Source organism: Umezawaea sp. NPDC059074 (assembly GCF_042738955.1).
Taxonomy (GTDB): Bacteria; Actinomycetota; Actinomycetes; order Mycobacteriales; family Pseudonocardiaceae; genus Umezawaea.
This window is the reverse complement of record NZ_JBHYHC010000052.1, coordinates 19,580-41,736: the sequence shown is the minus strand read 5'-3', so window position 1 is coordinate 41,736 and position 22,157 is coordinate 19,580. Positions and strand designations below refer to the sequence as shown.

General features: G+C 70.6%; 16 protein-coding genes. 9 read left to right on the top strand and 7 right to left on the bottom strand.

The features are described 5' to 3' along the window. Positions 1–114 precede the first annotated feature (114 nt). Together ACFWW9_RS23735 and ACFWW9_RS23730 are read right to left on the bottom strand one after the other, a co-directional pair. Positions 115–1,056, bottom strand: coding sequence for a trypsin-like peptidase domain-containing protein (locus ACFWW9_RS23735; protein WP_390381793.1), 942 nt, complete (start codon positions 1,054–1,056; stop codon positions 115–117). A 17-nt stretch (positions 1,057–1,073) separates the two neighbouring features. Further along, on the bottom strand, positions 1,074–1,835 hold the full coding sequence (locus ACFWW9_RS23730) for a hypothetical protein (RefSeq protein ID WP_390381790.1): 762 nt from the start codon (positions 1,833–1,835) through the stop codon (positions 1,074–1,076). 179 nt (positions 1,836–2,014) lie between these two features. On the opposite strand from ACFWW9_RS23730, the gene ACFWW9_RS23725 reads away from it, so the two are divergent. Next, positions 2,015–5,302: a BTAD domain-containing putative transcriptional regulator gene (locus tag ACFWW9_RS23725; protein ID WP_390381787.1), complete on the top strand. Its 3,288-nt coding sequence runs from the start codon at positions 2,015–2,017 to the stop codon at positions 5,300–5,302. Positions 5,303–5,315: 13 nt separating this feature from the next. Here the strand turns inward: ACFWW9_RS23725 and ilvD are convergent, their stop codons facing one another. The 3 genes from ilvD to ACFWW9_RS23710 form a co-directional block, all read right to left on the bottom strand. Further along, positions 5,316–7,160 (bottom strand): dihydroxy-acid dehydratase, encoded by a 1,845-nt coding sequence (ilvD, locus tag ACFWW9_RS23720; protein ID WP_390381784.1) that lies wholly within the window; start codon positions 7,158–7,160, stop codon positions 5,316–5,318. Between the two features lie 77 nt (positions 7,161–7,237). Continuing rightward, positions 7,238–7,678 (bottom strand): vitamin K epoxide reductase family protein, encoded by a 441-nt coding sequence (locus tag ACFWW9_RS23715; protein ID WP_390381781.1) that lies wholly within the window; start codon positions 7,676–7,678, stop codon positions 7,238–7,240. Between the two features lie 452 nt (positions 7,679–8,130). After that, positions 8,131–8,622, bottom strand: coding sequence for a PH domain-containing protein (locus ACFWW9_RS23710; RefSeq protein WP_390381777.1), 492 nt, complete (start codon positions 8,620–8,622; stop codon positions 8,131–8,133). A gap of 291 nt (positions 8,623–8,913) precedes the next feature. On the opposite strand from ACFWW9_RS23710, the gene ACFWW9_RS23705 reads away from it, so the two are divergent. The 4 genes from ACFWW9_RS23705 to ACFWW9_RS23690 all read left to right on the top strand — a co-directional run bounded on the left by ACFWW9_RS23705 (position 8,914) and on the right by ACFWW9_RS23690 (position 12,637). After that, positions 8,914–10,746: an acetolactate synthase large subunit gene (locus ACFWW9_RS23705; RefSeq protein WP_390381774.1), complete on the top strand. Its 1,833-nt coding sequence runs from the start codon at positions 8,914–8,916 to the stop codon at positions 10,744–10,746. Next, positions 10,746–11,252 carry an acetolactate synthase small subunit gene (ilvN, locus tag ACFWW9_RS23700; RefSeq protein WP_106188137.1) on the top strand — a complete coding sequence of 169 codons (507 nt, stop codon included), beginning with the start codon at positions 10,746–10,748 and terminating at the stop codon, positions 11,250–11,252. The genes ACFWW9_RS23705 and ilvN overlap by 1 nt, the downstream gene beginning before the upstream one ends. Positions 11,253–11,291: 39 nt before the next feature. Beyond that, complete coding sequence (gene ilvC, locus ACFWW9_RS23695) at positions 11,292–12,305, top strand: ketol-acid reductoisomerase (protein WP_390381770.1); 1,014 nt, start codon at positions 11,292–11,294, stop codon at positions 12,303–12,305. Positions 12,306–12,370: 65 nt separating this feature from the next. Then, the gene (locus ACFWW9_RS23690; RefSeq protein ID WP_390381767.1) at positions 12,371–12,637 is read left to right on the top strand and encodes a DUF397 domain-containing protein; all 267 of its coding nucleotides are present in this window, start codon (positions 12,371–12,373) and stop codon (positions 12,635–12,637) included. Positions 12,638–12,644: 7 nt separating this feature from the next. On the opposite strand, the gene ACFWW9_RS23685 is transcribed toward ACFWW9_RS23690, so the two are convergent. Beyond that, positions 12,645–13,289: a dihydrofolate reductase family protein gene (locus ACFWW9_RS23685; RefSeq protein ID WP_390381764.1), complete on the bottom strand. Its 645-nt coding sequence runs from the start codon at positions 13,287–13,289 to the stop codon at positions 12,645–12,647. A gap of 54 nt (positions 13,290–13,343) precedes the next feature. Then, positions 13,344–14,453, bottom strand: a complete 1,110-nt coding sequence (locus tag ACFWW9_RS23680) for an FAD-dependent oxidoreductase (RefSeq protein ID WP_390381761.1) — start codon at positions 14,451–14,453, stop codon at positions 13,344–13,346. 69 nt (positions 14,454–14,522) lie between these two features. Here ACFWW9_RS23680 and ACFWW9_RS23675 point away from each other — a divergent pair, with 69 nt between their 5' ends. From ACFWW9_RS23675 to ACFWW9_RS23660, 4 genes are all read left to right on the top strand, one after another. After that, complete coding sequence (locus ACFWW9_RS23675) at positions 14,523–15,203, top strand: TetR/AcrR family transcriptional regulator (protein ID WP_390381758.1); 681 nt, start codon at positions 14,523–14,525, stop codon at positions 15,201–15,203. 388 nt (positions 15,204–15,591) lie between these two features. Continuing rightward, positions 15,592–17,187, top strand: a complete 1,596-nt coding sequence (gene serA, locus ACFWW9_RS23670; RefSeq protein ID WP_390381755.1) for a phosphoglycerate dehydrogenase — start codon at positions 15,592–15,594, stop codon at positions 17,185–17,187. A 331-nt stretch (positions 17,188–17,518) separates the two neighbouring features. Further along, positions 17,519–20,809: a S8 family serine peptidase gene (locus tag ACFWW9_RS23665; RefSeq protein WP_390381752.1), complete on the top strand. Its 3,291-nt coding sequence runs from the start codon at positions 17,519–17,521 to the stop codon at positions 20,807–20,809. 235 nt (positions 20,810–21,044) lie between these two features. Beyond that, on the top strand, positions 21,045–22,079 hold the full coding sequence (locus ACFWW9_RS23660) for a 3-isopropylmalate dehydrogenase (protein WP_330877254.1): 1,035 nt from the start codon (positions 21,045–21,047) through the stop codon (positions 22,077–22,079). Positions 22,080–22,157: the final 78 nt, after the last annotated feature.

The following is a 22,157-nucleotide window of genomic DNA, read 5'->3' as shown; positions in this document are numbered from 1 at the left end:
GGGGGGTGGTTTTGTGTCTCTCCTTTCTGTTTCCCGGCCGCGGGGCGGGCGGCGGGGTGTTTTTTTGTGTGGGGGGGGTGGGGGGGGGGGGGGGCCCCCCCCCCCCCCACCCCGCTACGCCAGGTTCACGGCGTGGCTGAACTGCTGGACCTGCGTCGTGATGTCGTAGGCCAAGCCCGTCGTGAACCCCTTCTGCGGCGTTCCGGTGTTGTTGTCGGCTCGGAAGTTGAGCCCCACGACGAAGTCGTCGGCGGCGCGCACGAGCACGGACCCGGAGTCACCTCCGTTGCACCAGACGGCACCGTTGGTGCCCTGCACCACGATCGCGTTCTGAACGTCCACCCCTACGCCCCGGTAGGCGAAGTTGAGGTTCGTGACGACACCCGTGGTGAACCTGGTGGTGGCACCGAACTTGTAGACCCGGTCGTTGAGCTGGGCGGTGCCGATTCCCCGGAGCGTCCGATTGCCGGGGTGCAGCGGGCGGTCCGGAACGGCGTTGACGAACCCGCGGTTCGTGAGCGCGACGATGGCGCAGTCGAACTGGGGTCCCCGCGCACTGGCGACGCACATGCCCACGGTGTCCTTGTCCGTGGGGTCGTCCACCTCTCCCGGCTGGATCATGGTCTGGTCCAGTGAAGGCTCGGTGGCCGACGCGGCCACGTGGTGGTTGGTGAGCAGGTAGTCGCCCGCGGGCACCCCGTTGACCGTCCCGTCCGCCCGGATGAAGCACCCGATCGACCCGTACTTGTCCGGGTCCAGGAACGCGGTGATGGACAGGCCGCCGATCACCGGGTCGTGCCGCTCGAACGGGTCGGTGGCCGTCGTGCGGAAGTCGAAGGTCTGTTCGACGACGTCCGTCGGGTGGCCGTCCAGGTCGGCGGGGATGGTCCTGGCCGGGTCGCCCTGGTCCTGCTTGCGGTCCACGTGCAGGACGATCGCGTCCTTGTCGGTGGCCTTGCCGCCCACGGACTTCTTGCCCACCGAGATGGCCGAGACGCCGGGCAGGGCGAGGAAGCGCTCCGCGTGCCGGTCGACGGCTTCGCTGATCTTCGACATGTGCGTTGTCCCCCTGCTCAGATGTCGAGGTTGCCGACGTACTGGACGGCCTTGGCGCCGAGTTTCTTGATCACGGCCTGGCGGACCTGGCCGTAGACGTCCTCGTCGAGCGTGGTGGTCTGGCTCGCGTACACGAGGTCCGTGGACGAGGCCTGGTAGTCGTTCCACAGGAAGCGCACGGTGGTCTCGCTGGTGCGCAGCGAGTAGCCGGACATGCGCATCACCAGGGTGTTGGTCGCGCCGTCCTGGTCGGCGCAGTTGCTCACCTGGAAGTTGCCGTTGGACTGGTCGTGGGTGGTCACGTCCCACACGCGGTACCAGGGGTCGTCGCTCTTGAGCGCGGCCAACGCCTTGAGCGCCGCGGCGACCAGGGCCAGTTCGCCCGCGGGCAGGACGGCGCCGAGGACGCCGAGGACGGCGGTGCTGACGGACATCGTGGAGCCCGCGGCCTGGTACTTCTCGAACTCGAACTCCTGCATGTCCCAGCCGATGTTGGACAGCACCGTCGTGTAGTTGCGGTACCACGCGATGAGCTGCGCCGGGTCGAAGCGGTTGTACAGCTTGTCGGAGTTGAGCTGGGCGAGCAGCGTCGAGTTGAGGGCGTCGCCGCGGTGCTGCGCGCTGACGTTCGCGGTGAACGACATCAGGCTGCCCGCGTCGACGGCGGCGGTCGGCCCGGTCGGCGCGACCTCGTTGGCGAGGCTGACCTTGGCGAGCTTCGGGTGGACGACGCCGATGTCCAGCGCGTGGACGAAGGAGACGCGGTCGATGGTGGTCACGGGGATTCCTCCGCGGGTAGTGGTGGTTCCGGTACGCCCCAAAAGCTAGGGAGGACAACGGGTAGGTCCGCTGGACGCGGGTTTTCGCGCGCGGTCGCCGGTGTACCTGGGAAGTGGTGTCGGGAGGTCGTCGCGCGCGACCGGCAGAACCGGCAGAATGATCTTGAGGTGATGTCGGCGTGGACGAGTTCGGGCAGCGGTTGCGGGTGGCGCGGCGGCGGCTCGGGCTGACCCAGGACGACCTCGCGCACCGGACCGGGGTGAGCGTCCGCGCGATCCGGGACCTGGAGAACGGGCGGGTGCGCGCGCCGCAGCCGCACACCGAACAGGTCCTCGCCGCCGCGACCGGGCTGTCCGACGCGCCACCGCCGGACGTCGTGGACCTCCGCGTCGACGTCCTCGGCCCGCTCACCGTCCACCGCCGCGGCACGCCGGTCGAAGTCGGGCCGCCGATGCACGCGCTGGTCCTCGGCGTCCTCGCCCTGCACCCCGGCGAACCCGTGTCGCAGGACGAGCTGGTCGACGTGGTCTGGGGCGAACGGCCGCCGCCGAGCTGCGTGAACCTGCTGCACACCTACGTGTCCCGGCTGCGGCGGCGGGTGGGCGGCGACGCGCTGGTCCGCGACCGCGGCGGGTACGCGCTGCTGCCGGACGCCTCCGACGTGCTGGAGTTCGCGGACCTGGTGCGCCGCGCGGCCGCCGCGGACGGGGACCGGGCCGCCGTGCACGACCTGACGTCCGCCGCGCTGGCCCGGTGGCGCGGCGACGTGCTGGCGGGCTCGCACGAACGCCTGCGCTGGCACCCGGCGGCCATCGCCGTGGCGCAGCAGCGCCTGTCCGCAGCCCTGCTCCACGCCGCCACCGCCCGCACCCCGCGGGAGCACGGCGAGGTGGCCGCCCGGCTGCGGCCGTTGACCGTCGTCGAACCGCTGCACGAGGAACTGCACGCGGCGCTGATCCGCGCGCTCTCGTCGTCAGGCCAACGCGCGCTCGCCGCCACCTGCTACGCCGAGATCGGCGCCCGCCTGCGCGAGGAGCTGGAGGTGGTGCCGGGTGTCGTGCTGCGCGCCGCCCACACCGCCCTCTACGCCGGACCGGCCGCGCTGGACGCGCCGAGCCCGCCCCGCGCGCCCTCCCAGCTGCCGCCGCTGCCGGTCGGGTTCACCGGCCGCGAGACGGACATGACCGCGCTGGACGAGATGCGCGCGGAGTTCGTCGCCCACGGCGTCACGGCCGTGCTGCTGGTCGTCGGCACGGCCGGGGTCGGCAAGACCGCGCTGGCCGTGCAGTGGGCCCACCACCAGCAGGCCGCGCACCCCGACGGGTGCCTCCACGTCGACCTGCGCGGCCACTCCGGCGGCGAGCCCGTGACCGCGCACGACGCGCTGGCCGGGCTGCTGCGGGCGTTGGGGGCGACGTCGCCGGAGATCCCCGACGACCCCGAGCAGCGCGTCGGCCTCTACCGGACGCTGCTAGCCGAACGCCGGGTCGTCGTGGTGCTGGACAACGCCGCGACCACCGACCAGGTCCGCCCGCTGCTCCCCGGAGCGGCGGGCAGCACGGTCGTCGTCACCAGCCGCAACCGGCTCGGCGGCCTGATCGCCCGTGACGGCGCGCGCGTCCTCGTGCTGGACGTGCTCACGCCCGCCGCGGCACGGGCGGTGCTGGCGCGGCAGATCGGCACGGCCCGCGCCGCCGCCGAACCCGACGCCGTGGCGGAACTGGCCGAGCGGTGCGCGCGGCTCCCGCTGGCGCTGCGGATCTCCGCGGCGATCCTGCGCAGCCGCCCGCACCTGTCCGTGGCGGACTACGCGGCGACGTTGACGGGCGTGGCCGGGCTGGACGCGCTGGCGATCGACGACGACGCGGACGCGGCGGTGCGGGCGTCGTTCACGCTGTCCTACCGGAGCCTCCGCGAGCCCGCGCGGGCGGTGTTCCGGCTGCTGGGGCTCCTGCCCGGCCCCGACTTCACCGCCGCGTCCGTCGCCGCCGCGCAGGGCGAGGACGTGCGGCGCACCGCGACCCTGCTGGACCGCCTGGAGTCCGCGCACCTCGTGCGGCAGCGCAGCGCGGGCCGCTACTCGCTGCACGACCTGCTCCGCCTCTACGCGACGGCCCGGTCGGCGACCGAGGACACCGCCGAGCACCGCGCCGAGGTCCACCGCCGCCTGCTCCTGCACCTGCTCGCCCACGTCCACCAGGCCCGCGTGGCCCTCTACCGGCACATGACGATCCTGCCGGGCGCCGAACGGCACCTGGCCGGTGCTCCGGAGTTCGCCGACGGCGACCGCGCGCGGGCGTGGCTCGACGCCGAACGCCCCGGCGTCGTCGCCGCGATCACCGACCTGCCCGGCCACCCGGACCTCGTCTGGGAGCTGGCCGACGCGCTGCGCGGCCACTTCACGATGGGCGTGCACCTGTCCGACTGGGCCCGCACCGCGCCCGTGGCGCTGGCCGCCGCCGAACGCGCGGGCGACGTGGTCGCGCAGGCGGCGCTGCACCTGAGCCTCGGCGACCTGAACCGGTTGCGCGGCACCACTTCCCAGGCGTTGGTGCACCTGCACACGGCGCTCGCGCTGGTCCGCCGGACGTCGTGGACGCGCGGCGAGGCGGGCATCCTCAACAACCTCGGGATCGTGTTCCTCAAGAGCGGCGAGCTGGAGCACGCCGCCGCGCACCTCCAGGCGTCACTGCGGATCCTGGAACGCGAAGGCGACCCGGTGCTGACGATGGGCAGGCTGGGCAACCTGTCGCTGGTCCTGTTCGACGCGGGGCAGTTGCACGCCGCGCTGGACATCTCGACCAGGTCCCGCGACCTCCAGCTGCGGCTCGGGTCCCGGTTCAGCCAGGGAGTGGCGGCGTCGAACCTCGGCGAGGTGCTGTGCGCCGTGGGCGAGCTGGAGCGGGCACGGGAGGTGCTGCTGGAGGGGGCCCGGCTCAGCGGGGTCAACGGCGACCTCGGCACGGAGGGCGAGTGCTCGCGGCAGCTCGCGGTCGTGCTGCGCTGCGCGGGTGAGCTGCCCGAAGCCCTGGAGCGCGCCGAACGGGCGCTGGAACTGGCCGAGCAGGCGGGGGACTCCCACGACGAGGCGTGCGCGCTCAACACCCTCGGCACCGTGCTGCTCGACCTGGGCCGGGCCGCCGACGCGAGCCGCGCCCACCGGCGGGCGCTCACCGCCGCCGAACGGGCGGGGTCCGCGTACGCGACCTGCGAGGCGCACACCGGCCTGTCCTGGTCCACGGCGGACCCCGACCCGGCGCTCGCGGCACTCCACCTGGCCCGCAAGTCCGGTTACCGCGACCTGGTGGGCGCCGCCCGTGCCGCGCTCGCCAACGCCCACTTGGTCGCGGGCGCGCGCGCCGACGCCGTGCGGCACGCTCAGGAAGCCGTCGACATCCACCACGGCACGGGCAACCGGTACGCCGAGGCCCGCGCGGCCGACGTGGTGAGCCGGGCGCGCGGGTGACTCGGCGGTCGCGCTACCGCGAGGGGTCGCGCACGGCTCCGGTCGACGCGTCCGTGGTCAGCCGGGCGTACGCGCGCAGGGCCGCGGTCACCGGGCGGACCCGGTCCACGGGCTGCCACGGGCGTTCGCTCGCGTCCATCTTCGCGCGGCGCTCGGCCAGCACGTCCTCGTCCACCAGCAGTTCGAGCCTGCGCTCGTGCACGTCGATCAGGATGCGGTCGCCGTTCCGCACCAGGCCGATCGCGCCACCACCCGCCGCCTCCGGCGACACGTGGCCGATCGACAGGCCCGACGAGCCGCCGGAGAAGCGGCCGTCGGTGATCAGCGCGCACTTCTTGCCGAGACCGGAGCCCTTGAGGAACGCGGTGGGGTGCAGCATCTCCTGCATGCCCGGCCCGCCCGCGGGACCCTCGTAGCGGACCACGAGCACGTCACCGGCCTGGATCTCCTTCTTCAGGATCACCGACACGGCCTCCTCCTGGCTCTCCACGACCCGCGCCGGGCCCTCGAAGTGCCACAGCTCCTCGTCGATGCCCGCGGCCTTGATGACCGCGCCGCGCTCGGCCAGGTTGCCGCGCAGCACCGCGAGCCCGCCGTCCTTGGTGAAGGCGTGCTCCACGTCGTGGATGCAGCCCTTCGCCGCGTCGGTGTCCAAAGAGGACCAGCGGTTGGACGTGGAGAACGCCTCGGTGGTCCGCACCCCGCCGGGGGCGGCGTGGAACAGCTCCACGGCCCGCTCGGAGGGGTTCGCGCCGCGGACGTCCCACTCGCCGAGCCACTGCTCCAGCGACGGGCTGTGCACGGAGTGCACGTCCCGGTGCAGCAGGCCGCCGCGGTCGAGTTCACCCAGCAGCGCGGGGATGCCGCCCGCCCGGTGCACGTCCTCCATGTGGTAGTCCGAGTTCGGCGACACCTTCGACAGGCACGGCACGCGACGGCTGATGTCGTCGATGTCCTGGAGGGTGAAGTCGATCTCGCCCTCCTGCGCGGCGGCGAGGATGTGCAGCACGGTGTTCGTCGAGCCGCCCATGGCCATGTCCAGCGCCATGGCGTTCTCGAACGCCTTGCGGTTCGCGATCGTGCGGGGCAGCGCCGACTCGTCGTCGTTCTCGTACCAGCGCTTGCACAGCTCGACGATCGTCTTGCCGGCGTCCACGAACAGCTCGCGGCGCGCTGCGTGCGTCGCCAGCGTCGACCCGTTGCCCGGCAGCGCGAGCCCCAGCGCCTCGGTCAGGCAGTTCATCGAGTTCGCGGTGAACATGCCGGAGCACGACCCGCACGTCGGGCACGCCGACCGCTCGACCTCGTCCAGGCCTTCCTGGTCGACGTTCGCGTTCGCCGACGCGGAGATCGTCGTGATCAGGTCGGACGAGGGGATCGCCACCCCGTCCACGATGACGGCCTTGCCCGCCTCCATCGGCCCGCCCGACACGAACACCACCGGGATGTTCAGCCGCAGCGCCGCGTTCAGCATGCCGGGCGTGATCTTGTCGCAGTTGGAGATGCAGACGATCGCGTCGGCCTGGTGCGCGTTCACCATGTACTCGACCGCGTCCGCGATGACCTCGCGGGACGGGAGGGAGTACAGCATCCCGCTGTGCCCCATGGCGATGCCGTCGTCGACCGCGATCGTGTGGAACTCGCGCGGCACGCCACCCGCCTCGCGGATGCCCTCGGCGACGATGTCGCCGAGATCGCGCAGGTGCACGTGACCGGGCACGAACTGGGTGTACGAGTTCGCGATGGCGATGATCGGCTTGCCGAAGTCGGAATCCGTCATGCCGGTGGCCCGCCAGAGCGAACGGGCGCCCGCGGCGTTGCGGCCGTGGGTGGTGGTGCGGGACCGGAGCGGTGGCACGGCTCCTCCAGAATCTGGGAACAGCGAAACGGTTCAGACGCCTGGTGGGCGTGATGATCAGGTGAAGCCGGGGTGGTTCAGACGTTACTCGTGCGCAGCTCGGCGGTAACCAGCAGAGCGGCCAGTGCGAGCGTGATCACGTGCACGACCGTGCACCACAGGCAGATCTTGCCGATGAGGAACAACTCGGCCGCGACGAGGTAGACGACCATCAGCACCCCGACCCCGGTCGCCCCGAGCCTCGCCCAGCTGATCCAGCGCTGCGGACTGCGCCAGGCCTGGGGGAGGCAGAGCAGGGTCATCGCGACGTAGAACGCGGTACCGAGATCGGCGACCGGGATGCCGAACAACCTGGACTGCTCGCTGCTGGTCACGGAAGCGCAGTCGACAACGCTGTTCTCGGCGCAGACGAGCAGTTCGGGAGACCCGTAGTGGGCGATGGTGAGGTAGATCGAGGTGGCCAGTCCCGCCAAGGCCAGAACCAGGCTGATCAGGGGGACGCGGGAGGTCGTGAGCACGGGTCGACTTTACGGAAGCCGCAGGTTGGCCTGGTGTGAACCATGGATCTAGAGACCCGATCGGGTGATCCGGCGACCACCTACGGGACTGGCAGCTGCCCGGCGACCACCTACGGGACTGGCAGCTGCCCGGCGACCACCTACGGGACTGGCAGCTGCCCGGCGACCACCTACGGGATTGGCAGAAGCATGGCGCCGACTTACGGGACTGGGGGTCGCCTGGTGACCTGCTACGGAACGCTACGGGCCGCCCGCAGCCGTGGCCGATTTTACTTGGGGATTTCGGCCTTAAAATTGGAGATCGGGCAGGGCTTTGGGGCACTGCCTTTTGGCCCGATCAAGGTCGAAATGAGGGGTCCCCAAGTCAAATCGGCCACTCCACGACGCAAATCGCCCGGTGACCACGACGGCACCGGCGGCCGCGAAGGCGACCACGACGGCCCCGGCAGCCACTACTGCCCGGCGCGTTCCCTCTCCTCTGCGGCATCGACCTCAGGAGCGGCCTCGACCTCAGGTGCGGCGTTGACCTCTGCCGCTTCCTCCGCCGGAGCCGGCTCGGCCTCGGGCTTCACCCCAGGCACCGTGATCCGTCCACCGCTCACCGCCGCCAACGCGGGCAGGTGCATCATCCGCACCGCGGGCAGCTTGACCAGCGTGTCGTCGTTCAGCTGCACGCTCAGCCAGGACTTCTCCGCCAGCTTGATCGCCTTCACGTCCGTCCACGCGACGGTCTTCTTCCCGAACACCCCACGCGCCACGATGGTCGAGGGCGTCACCGTCGTCCGGTTCCGCACCACCCACACCGCGAACGCGAGCGGCAGGACGTACAGCGCCTGCATCCCCGGTACGGCGAACGCCACCGGCGTCACGCAGATGACGCCGACCGCGGAGGCGAGGAGGGCTACGGCGGGGATTCGGAAGACCAGCTTGTCCACGTCGGCCATGGTCGCACCGTTCAACCGAGCGGGTGACTCCGGGCTGGGTTCGTGCAGCACGTCACGTCCACGATCCGGGAATCCGATCCCGCCCAGTTGACGGTTCCGCCGATTCACGGTTAACGTCACCGCCATGCAGCGCATGCTCGTTCTCGTACTTCCCAGGCGCGTCGACGCCTAGGCAGTCACAGCTGCGTCGACGCGCGACCCTCGTACGACCCATTCGGGTTGTCGAGGGTTTTTTCGTGCCCGGACCCCCAGGTGGGCCCACCACCGCATCCGACACCACGAGGCAGACAGATGACTAGCGCAACCTCGCGACAGGCCCCAGGCGAGTCGCCCCGCCCCGGCCCGCGGCCCAAACCGGCCCCGCCGAGCGGAGCCCCGATCCGCGTAACCGGCGCCCAGTCGCTCGTCCGTTCACTCGAAGCCGTCGGCTGCGAAATCGTGTTCGGCATTCCCGGCGGGACGATCCTCCCGGCGTACGACCCGCTGCTCGACTCGACCAAGGTCCGGCACATCCTCGTGCGCCACGAGCAGGGCGCGGGTCACGCCGCGACCGGGTACGCGCAGGCCACCGGCAAGGTCGGCGTGTGCATGGCCACCTCGGGTCCCGGTGCGACGAACTTGGTCACGCCCCTCGCCGACGCGAACATGGACTCCGTGCCGGTCGTCGCGATCACCGGGCAGCAGAGCCGTCCGCTGATCGGCACCGACGCGTTCCAAGAGGCCGACATCTGCGGCATCACGATGCCGATCACGAAGCACAACGTCCTCGTCACCGACCCGGCGGAGATCCCGCGGGCGATCGCCGAGGCGTTCCACCTGGCGTCGACGGGCCGACCCGGCCCCGTGCTGGTGGACATCCCCAAGGACGTGCTCCAGGAGATGACCACGTTCTCCTGGCCGCCGGAGCTGCGCCTGCCGGGCTACCGCCCGACCACGCGGCCCCACGGGAAGCAGGTGCGGGAAGCCGCGAAGCTGATCGCGCACGCGAAGAAGCCGGTGTTCTACGTCGGCGGCGGTGTCATCAAGGCCAACGCCAACGCGGAGCTGCTGAAGCTCGCGGAGTCCACCGGCATCCCGGTCGTCACGACCCTGATGGCGAAGGGCGCGTTCCCGGACTCGCACCCGCAGCACATGGGCATGCCCGGCATGCACGGCTCGGTCGGCGCGGTCGCCGCGATGCAGGAGGCGGACCTCCTGGTCGCGCTCGGCGCGCGGTTCGACGACCGGGTCACCGGCCAGCTGTCGTCGTTCGCGCCGCACGCGCAGGTCGTGCACGCCGACATCGACCCGGCCGAGATCTCCAAGAACCGCCGCGCGGACGTGCCGATCGTCGGCGACTGCAAGGAGATCATCACCGAGCTGGTCGACGCCATCAGGGTCGAGGTCGAGCACTCGGACAAGAAGGTCGACCTGGCCCCGTGGTGGGCGTACCTCAACGGGCTCAAGGAGACCTACCCGCTGGGCTACGACTGGCCGTCCGACGGGACGCTGTCGCCGCAGTACGTGATCGAGCGCATCGGCTCGCTGGTCGGCCCGGACGCGCACTACACGGCGGGCGTCGGGCAGCACCAGATGTGGGCGGCGCAGTTCATCAAGTACGAGAACCCGCGCACGTGGATCAACTCCGGCGGCCTCGGCACGATGGGCTACGCGGTCCCCGCCGCCATGGGCGCGAAGGCCGGTGCGCCGGACAAGGCCGTGTGGGCGATCGACGGCGACGGCTGCTTCCAGATGACCAACCAGGAGCTCGCCACCTGCGCCATCGAAGGCCTGCCGATCAAGGTCGCCGTCATCAACAACGGCAACCTGGGCATGGTCCGCCAGTGGCAGAACCTGTTCTACGAGGGCCGCTACTCGCAGACGGACCTCGGCACGCACAAGCACCGCATCCCGGACTTCAAGCTGCTCGGCGAGGCCATGGGCTGCGCGGGTCTGCGGGCCGAGTCGCGCGACGAGGTCGACGCCGTCATCAAGCAGGCCATGGAGATCAACGACCGGCCGGTCGTCATCGACTTCGTGGTCGGCAAGGACGCCCAGGTGTGGCCGATGGTCGCGGCGGGCACCGGCAACTCCGAGATCATGGCCGCGCGCGGCATCCGCCCACTGTTCGATGAGGACCTGTGATGACCCGGCACACCCTGAGCGTTCTGGTCGAGGACAAGCCCGGTGTGCTCGCGCGCGTCGCGGGCCTGTTCTCCCGGCGGGGGTTCAACATCGAATCCCTGGCGGTCGGCAGGACCGAGTACCCCGACATCTCCCGGATGACTATCGTCGTCTCGGTCGACGAGCTGCCCCTGGAGCAGGTCACCAAGCAGCTCAACAAGCTGATCAACGTGATCAAGATCGTGGAGCTGGAGCCGACCGCTTCGGTTCAGCGGCAACTCCTGCTCGTGAAGGTCAGGGCCGACGCGACGGTCCGCAGCCAGGTCCTCGAGACCGTGCAGCTGTTCCGCGCGAAGGTCGTCGACGTCTCGCCGGAAGCGGTGACCGTCGAGGCCACGGGCACGTCTGACAAGCTCGACGCGCTGCTCCGAATGCTGGAACCGTACGGCCTTCGCGAGATCGTGCAGTCCGGCATGGTCGCGATCGGTCGGGGCGCTCGCTCCATCACCGCGACCGCGGTGCGCTAACACCCAGTTTTCCGCTGTAGGGAAGGAAGAAGTAACACCATGAGCGTCGAGATCTTCTATGACGACGATGCCGACCTGAGCATCATCCAGGGACGCAAGGTCGCCGTGATCGGCTACGGCAGCCAGGGCCACGCGCACGCGCTGAGCCTGCGCGACTCCGGCGTCGACGTGCGGATCGGTCTCCTGGAGACGTCGAAGTCGCGTGCCAAGGCCGAGGAAGAGGGTCTCCGCGTCCTCACGCCCGCCGAGGCGTCCGCCGAAGCCGACCTGATCATGATCCTGGCGCCGGACACCGCCCAGCGGCACATCTACGCCCAGGACATCGCGCCGAACCTGAAGGACGGCGACGCGATCTTCTTCGGCCACGGCTTCAACATCCGCTACGGCCTGATCGAGGCTCCGTCCGGTGTGGACGTCGCCATGGTCGCCCCCAAGGGCCCCGGCCACCTCGTGCGCCGCCAGTTCGTGGACGGCAAGGGCGTTCCCGCGCTCATCGCCATCCACCAGGACGCGACCGGCGGCGCGCAGGCGCTGGCGCTCTCGTACGCGGCGGGCATCGGCGGCACGCGCGCCGGCGTCATCAAGACCACGTTCAAGGAAGAGACCGAGACCGACCTCTTCGGCGAGCAGGCCGTGCTGTGCGGCGGCGCGTCCGCGCTCGTGCAGACCGGTTTCGAGGTGCTGACCGAGGCCGGTTACGCGCCCGAGATCGCGTACTTCGAGGTGCTCCACGAGCTCAAGCTCATCGTGGACCTCATGTACGAGGGCGGCATCGCCCGCATGCGCTACTCCATCTCCGACACCGCCGAGTACGGCGACCTGACCCGCGGCCCGCGCGTCGTGAACGCCGCGGTCAAGGAGGAGATGAAGAAGATCCTGGGCGAGATCCAGGACGGCACCTTCGCGAACGAGTGGGTCGCCGAGGACGAGGCCGGCCGCAACAACTACAAGAAGTTGCAGGCCGAGGGCGAACAGCACCCGATCGAGGAGGTCGGCAAGAAGCTGCGCGGCCTGATGTCCTGGGTCGACCGCCCGCTGACCGACACGGTCTGATCAGCGCTTTTCCCCACCGGAGCCCGCGATGCCACGAGCACCGCGGGCTCCGGTATACCTAGGGGATGACCGAGAGCGCGCCGATCTACGACGACAAGGCTCACGTACGCGGCAACCTCGACCTGACCCAGGCCGAGTGGCAGCGCGGCGACGACACGGATCCCGACGGCGAGCACGTGGAGATCGCCTTCGTGAAGCACACCGACGACGTCACGTACGTGGCGATGCGCAACTCCGCGCACCCCGAGGGCCCGGTGCTGGTGTTCACGCCCGCGGAGTGGGACGCGTTCATCCTGGGCGCGAAGGACGGGGAGTTCGACGAACCCTGGTGAGGTCGGCTCACCTCCGCCAGAACAGGTGGTGCACCACCCCGCTGGGGCTGGGCACGACGTCGACGTGGAACCGGTCGCGCAGCTCGTCGGGTGACTCCCAGAGCCGCGACCCGGACCCGAGTTCCACCGGCGAGACGGCCACGTGGAGGGTGTCCACGAGGTCGGCGTCGAGGAACTCCCGGATCGTGGCGGCCCCGCCGCCGAGCCGGACGTCCTTGCCCGCGGCGGCCTCCCGCGCCAGCGCGAGGGCCGAGGCGGGATCGGCGTCCACGAAGTGGAACGTCGTGTCGCCGAGGGTGAACGACGGGCGCGCGTGGTGGGTCAGCACGAACACCGGGGTGTGGAACGGGGTGTCGTCACCCCACCAGCCGAGCCAGTCGTGGTCGGTCCACGGGCCCCGCTGCGGGCCGAACTTGTTGCGGCCCATGATCTCCGCGCCGATGTTGTGGGCGAAGTCCCGCGTGAGGTAGTCGTCGAGGCCGCGGCTCCCGCCCGGTTCGGTGCGGTTGGGCCAGCTCGCCGTGGCGCCCGCCCAGGCGAACATCGTGCCGGGGTCGGCGTGGCCGAAGGGTCGTTCGAGGCTCTGGCCCTCGCCCGCGCCGAAGCCGTCGCTCGAGACGTTGAAGTTCTGGACCTTGAGAAGCTGGCTCACTGTGGATTCTCCTGAGGGGTCGACACCAGGGGAGACTCTGCCGGCCGCGAGGACTCATCGCGGTTGGAAGAACGCCAGCATCCTCTCGGCGGCGTTCGGCGACATCAGCAGCTCCTGCATGTCCGCGGACATCCGCGCGGCGGCGCTGGTGCGCTCGAACATCTCCCGCTCGTACTCCTCGACCGCGGCGGGGACGTCGTCCGGGCGCGCGGCCAGCGCGAGACCGAGCAGGGCCCCGTCGAGCAGCGCCATGTTGGCCCCCTCGCCGACCGGCGGCATCAGGTGCGCGGCGTCGCCGACCAGCGTGACGTCCGGGGCCGACGGCCAGGTCAAGCCGGTCGGGAGGGCGCTGAGCGACCGGGGCGCGACCGCGTCGTCGCACGCCTCGATCAACGCGGTGAACCGCGCGTCCCAGCCGTGCAGCAGCTCGACCAGCCGGGCCTTCGCGGCGGTCGGGTCGTCGAACGGGATGCCCGTGGTGGCGAGCCAGTCCTCGGGGGTGTTGTAGAAGCTGAGGCCGATGCGGACGCGGCCGTCGCCGTTGCGCTGCGCCGCCAACGACATCCCGTCGCCGAGCACCCAGTAGTTGCCGCGCCCCACCATCGCCGCGAGATCGGGGTGCGTGCGGTCGATATCGGGGATGCCGACCTCGACGACGTTCTGGCCGATGTGCGCGGGCCGCGCGTCGGTGAGCAGCGCCCGCACCCGCGACTGCGCCCCGTCCGCGCCGACCAGCAGGTCGTACGTCGTGCTGCCACCACCGGCGAAGCGCACCACGCCGTCACCGGCGGACTCGAACGCGTGCCCCCAGCGCACCGTGCCCTCGGGGAGCGAGTCCAGCAGCAGGTCCCGCAGATCGGCCCGGTCGACCTCGGGCCGGGCGAGCGGCGCGTCGTCCGGCGTGTCCTCCTGGAGGAGCAGGGTGCCGTCGGGTTGGAGCAGCCGCATGTCCTGGCCTTCCCGGCGGGCGATGGCGAAGAACGGCTCGAGCAGTTCCGCCTCCCGCAGCGCCCGCTGCCCCGAGTGGATGTCGAGCATCCCGCCCTGCCCCCGCGCGTCCCGCGACGGTTCCCGCTCGTAGACCTCGGAGTCGATGCCCTTGACGTGCAGCACGCGGGCGAGCGCCAGCCCACCGAGACCCGCCCCGATGATGACGATCGTCATCGTTCCCCTCCTTCGATACGCTGTACTTGTCGATACACTGTATCGCGCAATGCGTTGTACTGTCTGCGCATGGTGGTGTGGGAGAGGCCAGAGCCCCCGAGTCGTCCCGTTCCGAATCCGCTGAGCAGGGAGAAGATCGTGCGGGCCGCGATCGACCTGGCCGACGCGGACGGCTTGGAGGCGGTGTCGCTGCGCAAGGTCGCGACCGAGTTGGACGTCGGCCCCATGCGCCTCTACGGGTACATCGCGAGCAAGGACGAGTTGCTCGACCTGATGGTCGACGCCGTCCACGCCGAGATCCGCCCCACCGGGGACACCTGGAGGGAAGCCCTGCGCTCCCTGGCCGAGTCCACCCGCCGGGCCGCGCACGACCACGAGTGGCTGGCCGACCTGCTCGGCGGCCGCCCCCAACTGGGCCCGCACGCGCTGGCGAGCGGCGAGACCGTGGCGGCCGCGCTGAAGGACGTCGACGTGGACGCCGTGATGCCGGTGGTGGGCGCGGTCAACGCCTACGTGATCGGCGCGGTGCGCCGCGAGATCGCCGAACGGCGGGCCGAACGCTCGACGGGCCTCGACAAGCGCGGCTGGCAGGTCGAACTGGGCCCGTACCTGCTGCGCGCGTTCGCCACGGGCAACTTCCCGGCACTGTCCACAGTGGTCCACGACGCCACCCACCTGGACGCGGACGAGACCTTCCGGATGGGCCTGGACTTCCTCCTCGACGGCATCGAGGCCCGCCTCGCCCGCTGACTCCTCGACCCCGGTGCCGAGCGGACCTGCCGGGTGGACCCCGGTCGACACCGAAGCCCGGTCGGACCGACCCCGCACCTCGTTCCCTCCCGCGCAACCCCACCCCCCGAAGGTGTCCACAAGCCAACCCGAAGGTGTCCGATTCATCCCCGTGAACGAACCGCCCCCACCCCTCCCACACCGTGAGACCGCAGGTCAGCGGGACGGCCGTACGGTTGAATCCGCTGGTGAGGTGGGACACCCGACCGCGGTGGACGAGACCTCGCTGACTAGACTCGTTAACAGTCCGGACACATTGCCGTGGCCGGTCGGCGCGGCTGCCGACGGCGCCATTCCGGCCGCGGCCCGCGCTCCCCATCTGATCCCCGATGCCCTGGGAGCAACGTCCGTGAGCACGAGCCGACCTGTTGTCCTGATCGCCGAGAAGCTGGCCCCCTCGGTGCTCGACGTTTTCGGTGACGGGATCGAGGTGCGCCACGTGGACGGCACCGACCGTCCCGCGCTGCTCGAAGCCGTCGCCGACGCCGACGCGCTGCTCGTCCGCTCCGCCACGAAGGTGGACGCCGAGGTGCTCGCCGCGAGCACGCGGCTGAAGGTCGTGGCGCGCGCCGGGGTGGGGCTCGACAACGTCGAGGTGCCCGCCGCGACCGAGCGCGGTGTCATGGTCGTCAACGCGCCCACGTCGAACATCGTGTCGGCCGCCGAGCACGCCGTGGCGCTGCTGCTGTCCGTCGCGCGCCAGGTGCCCGCCGCGAACGCGACCCTCCAGGAAGGCACCTGGAAGCGCAGTTCCTTCAACGGTGTCGAGCTCAACGGCAAGACCGTCGGCGTCGTGGGCCTCGGCAAGATCGGCCAGCTGTTCGCGGCCCGCGTCGCCGCGTTCGGCGTCACGCTCATCGCGTACGACCCGTACGTGTCGGCGGCCCGCGCGGCGCAGCTCGGCATCGAGCTGGTCACGCTGGAGGAGCTGCTGGAGCGCGCGGACGCGATCTCCATCCACCTCCCGAAGACGCCCGAGACCAAGGGCCTCATCGGCGCCGACCAGCTCGCGAAGGCGAAGCGCGGCGTGATCATCGTCAACGCCGCGCGCGGTGGCCTCGTCGACGAGCAGGCGCTGGCCGACGCGGTCCGCGAGGGCCAGGTCGGCGGCGCGGGCATCGACGTGTTCTCCACCGAGCCCACGACCGAGAGCCCGCTGTTCGGCGTGCCCGGCATCGTCGTGACGCCGCACCTCGGCGCGTCCACGACCGAGGCGCAGGACCGCGCGGGCACGGACGTCGCGCGCTCGGTGCTGCTCGCGCTCGCGGGCGACTTCGTGCCGGACGCCGTCAACGTGCAGGGCGGCGGTGTGGTCGGCGAGGAGGTCCGCCCGTACCTGCCGCTGGTGCAGAAGCTCGGCACCGTGCTGGCCGCGTTCTCGAAGAAGGCGCCGACCTCGGTCACGGTCGAGGTCCGCGGCGAACTGTCCAACGAGGACGTCGCCGTGCTGCCGCTCGCCGCGCTGCGCGGCGTGTTCTCCAGCGTCGTCGAGGAGCAGGTCACCTTCGTCAACGCCCCGAACCTGGCGTCGTCGCTCGGTGTCGCGGTCGACCTGGTGAAGGAGCCGGAGAGCGCGAACCACCGCAGCCTCGTCACGGTGCGCGCCGTGCAGGCGGACGGCACCGTGCTCACGGTGTCGGGCACGCTCACCGGCCTCGACCAGGTCGAGAAGATCGTGGGCATCAACGGCCGCAGCTTCGACCTGCGCGCCGAGGGCAACGTGCTGCTGCTGGAGTACCCGGACCGGCCGGGCGTCATGGGCACCGTCGGCACGCTGCTCGGCGAGGCGGGCGTGAACGTCGAGGCCGCGCAGATCAGCCAGACCACGGACGGCTCGGACGCGTTCATGCTGCTGCGCGTCGACCGCCCGGTCGACAACCAGGTGCTGGACCCGATCGGCGCCTCGGTGGGCGCGCACAAGGTCAGCGCCGTCAGCTTCGAGTAGTGAGCGCCCAGGGGGCGTTCCGGCCCCGGAACGCCCCCTGGAGCTTTGCCTGAATTGGGTATATCGCGAGTACACCCGCCGGTGTGACAGTTGACATCTGGTAAGCAATTCTGTGGGTGCCGTCACTCGTTCGGAGTAATATCCGGGTGATGTTGACCGATTAAATTCCCACCAACGAGGTTGACCGAGGTGCCGTAGAGGGCACGGCACCCCCGCGAGCAGTCCTACCTGGTTCTCCCGCTGCCCGCGCGGTCGTATCCGACCTCGGTTGGGGCATGTTGTGAGTCGATCTCGCATTCTCGCCAGATCAGCGGGCCCGGTGCTCGCCGCGATGCTGGTAGTCGGTGCCACCGCGGGTTCCGCGGTCGCCGCAGACGACCCGAAGGCGGAGGCCGTTTCGGCCGCCAAGGGTCTTTCCGCCGCTTCCCTGCAGCTCAAGGTCTCGCCTCGGCTGAAGACCACCACCGGCAAGGTCACCGCGTTCGTCGAGCTCGAGGCGAAGCCCGCCGTCGACACCTTCGACGAGAAGACCAGCCAGGGCGCGTCGAAGGAACAGGCGAAGCAGGCCGTCAAGGCCACCAAGAACGACACCTCGAAGGTCACCGACCAGGTCGTCGGGCAGCTCAAGAGCACCGACTCGTCGACCGAGGAGGTCTCCCGGACCTCGAACGGCGTCCCCGGCGTGATCGTCACCGCCGACGCCGCGAAGGTCCGCGAGCTGGCGGCCCGCTCGGACGTGAAGTCCGTCCGCTCGGTCGTCACCAAGGGCCGCACCAACTCCAACGCGGTGCAGCTGACCAACACCATCAAGGCGTGGCAGCAGTACGGCAAGCTGGGCGAGAACGTCCGGGTCGGCATCATCGACACCGGCATCGACTACACCCACTCCGACTTCGGCGGCCCCGGCACGGTCGAGGCGTTCCAGGCGATCGACGAGACCAAGGTCGACCCGTCGTACTTCCCGACGGCCAAGGTCGTCGGCGGCTACGACTTCGTCGGCAACGGCTACAACGCCGACAGCAAGGACCCGGCGGTCAACACCCCGAAGCCGGACCCGAACCCGTTGGGCTGCAACGACCACGGCACGCACGTCGCGGGCACGGCGGCGGGCTTCGGCGTCAACGCCGACGGCTCCACGTTCACCGGTGACTACACGAAGCTCACGCCCGCCGACCTGAACGCCATGCGGATCGGTCCCGGCACCGCCCCGAAGGCGCTGCTGTACGCGCTCAAGGTGTTCGGCTGCGAGGGCACGACCAACGTGACGTCGGCAGCCCTCGACTGGGCGCTCGACCCCGACGGCGACGGCGACTTCTCCGACCACCTCGACGTGGTCAACCTGTCGCTGGGCAGCGACTACGGCGCCCCGGACGACCCCGACAGCCTCTTCGTGAAGAAGCTGAACAAGAAGAACGTCCTCACGGTGTTCTCCGCGGGCAACGGCGGCGACCTCTACGACATCGGCGGCTCGCCGGGCTCCACGCCCGAGGCCCTGACCGTCGCCTCGGTCCGCGACTCCTACGTGCTGCGCGACGGCGCCGACGTCACCGCCCCCGCGGGCGTGACCGGCGTCAAGCCCGGCCAGTACAGCCAGAACTACACCGGCTACCCGACGCTGAACCTGACCAAGCCGGTCGCGAAGCTGACGGACCCGGCGAACCTCGACGGCTGCCTCCCGTTCTCGGCCGCCGACGCCGCGCTCGTCGCGGGCAAGTACGCGTGGCTCGAGTGGGACGACGTCGACGCCACCCGCCGCTGCGGGTCGGCCGCGCGCACGAACAACGCCCAGGCCGCAGGTGCGGTCGGCGCGCTGTTCTCGTCCACGCTGGAGAACTTCAACGCGGGCATCGCGGGCAACGCGACCATCCCGGTGTTCCAGTTCACCGGCACGGCCACCGCCGCTCTCCGCCCGGCGCTGAACGCGGGCACGCTCCAGGTCCGCCTCGCGGGCGACCTGCGCACGACGGTCTCGACCTACGACCCGTCCATCAGCGACACCCCGAGCTCGTTCACCTCCCGCGGTGTGCGCGGCCCGGTCGTGAAGCCGGACATCGCGGCCCCCGGTGACACCATCGCCTCGGCGCTGAGCGGATCCGGCAACGGCACCCTGGTCATCTCCGGCACCTCGATGGCCGCCCCGCACACCTCGGGCATCTCCGCCCTGGTCCGCGAGGCGCACCCGGACTGGACGACCGAAGAGGTCAAGGCCGACATCATGAACAGCGCCAGCGCTGACGTGAAGCAGGACGGCAAGACCTACGCGCCCAACCGCGTCGGCTCCGGTCGGATCGACGGCAAGGCCTCGCTGGACAACCAGGTCCTCGCGATGGTCCAGGACGATCCGGGCAACGTGAGCGTCTCCTTCGGCACCGTCGAGGTCGGCGGTCCGGTGTCGCTCAGCAAGACGATCAAGGTCGTCAACAAGAGCGCCAAGTGGGTCGAGTACACGACGGGCTACCAGGCGATCACCTCCATCCCCGGTGTGAGCTACCAGCTCTCCACGGGCTCGGTGAAGATCAGCCCCCGCGGCGTCGCCAAGGTCAAGGTGACCCTGAAGATCGACAACCCCGCCGCGCTGCGCAAGACGGTGGACTCCACCGTCGAGCCGCTCCAGCTCGACGTGCCGCGCCAGTTCCTGGCCGACGCGTCCGGCCGCGTGGTCCTCACGCCGAAGTCCGGCGCGACGGTCCCGCTGCGGGTGCCGGTCTACTCGGCCCCGAAGCCGGTCGCCAAGATCACCACGGCCGACACGCTGAACTTCAAGGGCAAGGACAAGCAGGCCGTCCTGAACCTCAAGGGCAAGGGCGTCAACCAGGGCTCCGGCTCGCAGGCGTACCGCTCGCTGATCAGCGTCCTCGAGCTCCAGGGCACCTCGCCCAAGCTCAAGGAGTGCGGCAAGAAGGTCACCGAGAACTGCACCATCAACGAGACGGCCAAGGGCGGCGACCTCCGCTACGTCGGCGTCGCGTCCACCGCGCCGCTGGCGAAGGCGCAGGGCGCTCCCGAGGAGTCGCTGCTCGCGTTCGGCATCGCGACGTGGGGCAACTGGTACAACATCGGCAGCAACACCATCCCGTTCGTCGACATCGACACCACGGGTGACGGGGTGCCGGACTTCGAGACGTTCGCCACCAAGCTGACCGACACGGACCTGATGGTCGCCACCACCGTGAACCTCGCGACCGGTGCGACCGTCGACATCCAGGGCCTCAACGGCCAGTTCGGCGACGTCGACACGAACATCTTCGACACCAACGTCGTCGTCCTGCCGGTGCTGCTCACGGCGCTGGGCCTCGACCCGACCAAGGACACCTCGCGGGTCTCCTACCAGGTCGGCGTCGCCGGTCCGTACGTCGCGCCGGGCACCACGAACGGCCTGGTGGACTCGATCCCCGGCTCGTTCTCGTTCGACCCGCTCAAGCCGGGCCTGTCCGTTCAGGGCGGCGGTGACGCCGCGCTCTCGTACCTGGCCAAGCCGGGCACGGCGCTCGTGGTCAACCGCGACACCGCGGCGCTGGCGAAGGACAAGGCCGACAGCCTGCTCGTGCTCAACCACCACAACGCCACCGGGGACAAGGTCTCCGTGGTCAAGGTGCGCGGGTCCGGAGGCTCCGGCTACTAGCTAGTACTGCTCCGTTCGAGTGCCGGCCGGCTGGGGACTTCCCCGGCCGGCCGGTCTCGTTACACACTGCGGGTGACACCCGATCGGGTGGTATGGACCGTCTAGGTGTCCCGCAGTACGGGAGAAGTGACCACGAAAGTGTGTCCGAGAACCGTTTGAACTCCGGATAACCGGTAGCCTTTCGCAAAGGAAAGTAAGTCCCGACAATTGGGACTGATACCTGGGAGGTGTGTGGATGCGGCTCGCAGTGATCCCAGGAGACGGGATCGGGCCCGAGGTCATCGCCGAAGCGCTGAAGGTGCTCGGGGAGGTCGTTCCGGCGGCCGAGATCACGCGTTACGACCTCGGCGCGGCTCGCTGGCACGCCACAGGGGAGTTGTTGCCCGAGTCCGTGCTCGGCGAGTTGCGCCAGCACGACGGGATCTTGCTCGGCGCGGTCGGCGATCCGTCGGTGCCGAGCGGAATCCTGGAGCGGGGGCTGCTGCTGCGGCTCCGCTTCGAACTCGACCACCACGTGAACCTGCGCCCGGCGCGGTTGTACCCCGGTGTGCGCAGCCCTCTGGCCGACGCGCCGGAGATCGACCTGGTCGTCGTCCGGGAGGGCACCGAGGGCCTGTACGCGGGCAACGGCGGCCTCCTGCGCAAGGACACCCCGCACGAGATCGCCACCGAGGTCAGCATCAACACCTCGTTCGGCGTCGAGCGGGTCGTCCGCGACGCCTTCGCCCGCGCGTCCAACCGGCCGCGCAGGCACGTGACGCTCGTGCACAAGACGAACGTGCTCACCCACGCGGGCTCGTTGTGGTCGCGCGTGGTGGAGGAGGTGTCCCTCCAGCACCCGGAGGTCACCGTCTCCTACCAGCACGTGGACGCGGCGACGATCCACCTCGTCACCGACCCCGGCCGCTACGACGTGATCGTCACCGACAACCTGTTCGGCGACATCCTCACGGACCTGGCGGCCGCGGTGACCGGCGGCATCGGCCTGGCGGCCAGCGGCAACCTCGACGTGACCCGGCGCAACCCGAGCATGTTCGAGCCGGTGCACGGCAGCGCGCCGGACATCGCGGGCCAGGGCATCGCGGACCCGACGGCCGCCGTGCTGTCCGTGGCCCTGATGCTCGACCACCTCGGCGAGCACGAGTCCGCCCGGCGGATCGAGGCGTCGGTGGCGTTCGACCTCGCCACCCGCGACCACCAGTCGCCCGGCGCGACCTACGCGATCGGCGACCGCCTCGCGGCGCTGGTCTCGTCGAACGTCCGCACCTGATCCACCGCTGTTCGGGAACGCCCGTCGGACCACCCGGTCCGGCGGGCGTTTCCGCGTCCAGGACCGGAACTCGGGCCG

Bases quoted from the DNA above. Each gene is read 5' to 3' on its own strand.
- ACFWW9_RS23735 (WP_390381793.1), bottom strand. From the start codon at position 1,056: ATGTCGAAGATCAGCGAAGCCGTCGACCGGCACGCGGAGCGCTTCCTC.
- ACFWW9_RS23710 (WP_390381777.1), bottom strand. From the start codon at position 8,622: ATGGCCGACGTGGACAAGCTGGTCTTCCGAATCCCCGCCGTAGCCCTC.
- ACFWW9_RS23705 (WP_390381774.1), top strand. From the start codon at position 8,914: ATGACTAGCGCAACCTCGCGACAGGCCCCAGGCGAGTCGCCCCGCCCC.
- ilvN (WP_106188137.1), top strand. From the start codon at position 10,746: ATGACCCGGCACACCCTGAGCGTTCTGGTCGAGGACAAGCCCGGTGTG.
- ilvC (WP_390381770.1), top strand. From the start codon at position 11,292: ATGAGCGTCGAGATCTTCTATGACGACGATGCCGACCTGAGCATCATC.
- ACFWW9_RS23690 (WP_390381767.1), top strand. From the start codon at position 12,371: ATGACCGAGAGCGCGCCGATCTACGACGACAAGGCTCACGTACGCGGC.
- ACFWW9_RS23680 (WP_390381761.1), bottom strand. From the start codon at position 14,453: ATGACGATCGTCATCATCGGGGCGGGTCTCGGTGGGCTGGCGCTCGCC.
- ACFWW9_RS23675 (WP_390381758.1), top strand. From the start codon at position 14,523: ATGGTGGTGTGGGAGAGGCCAGAGCCCCCGAGTCGTCCCGTTCCGAAT.
- ACFWW9_RS23665 (WP_390381752.1), top strand. From the start codon at position 17,519: ATGCTGGTAGTCGGTGCCACCGCGGGTTCCGCGGTCGCCGCAGACGAC.
- ACFWW9_RS23660 (WP_330877254.1), top strand. From the start codon at position 21,045: ATGCGGCTCGCAGTGATCCCAGGAGACGGGATCGGGCCCGAGGTCATC.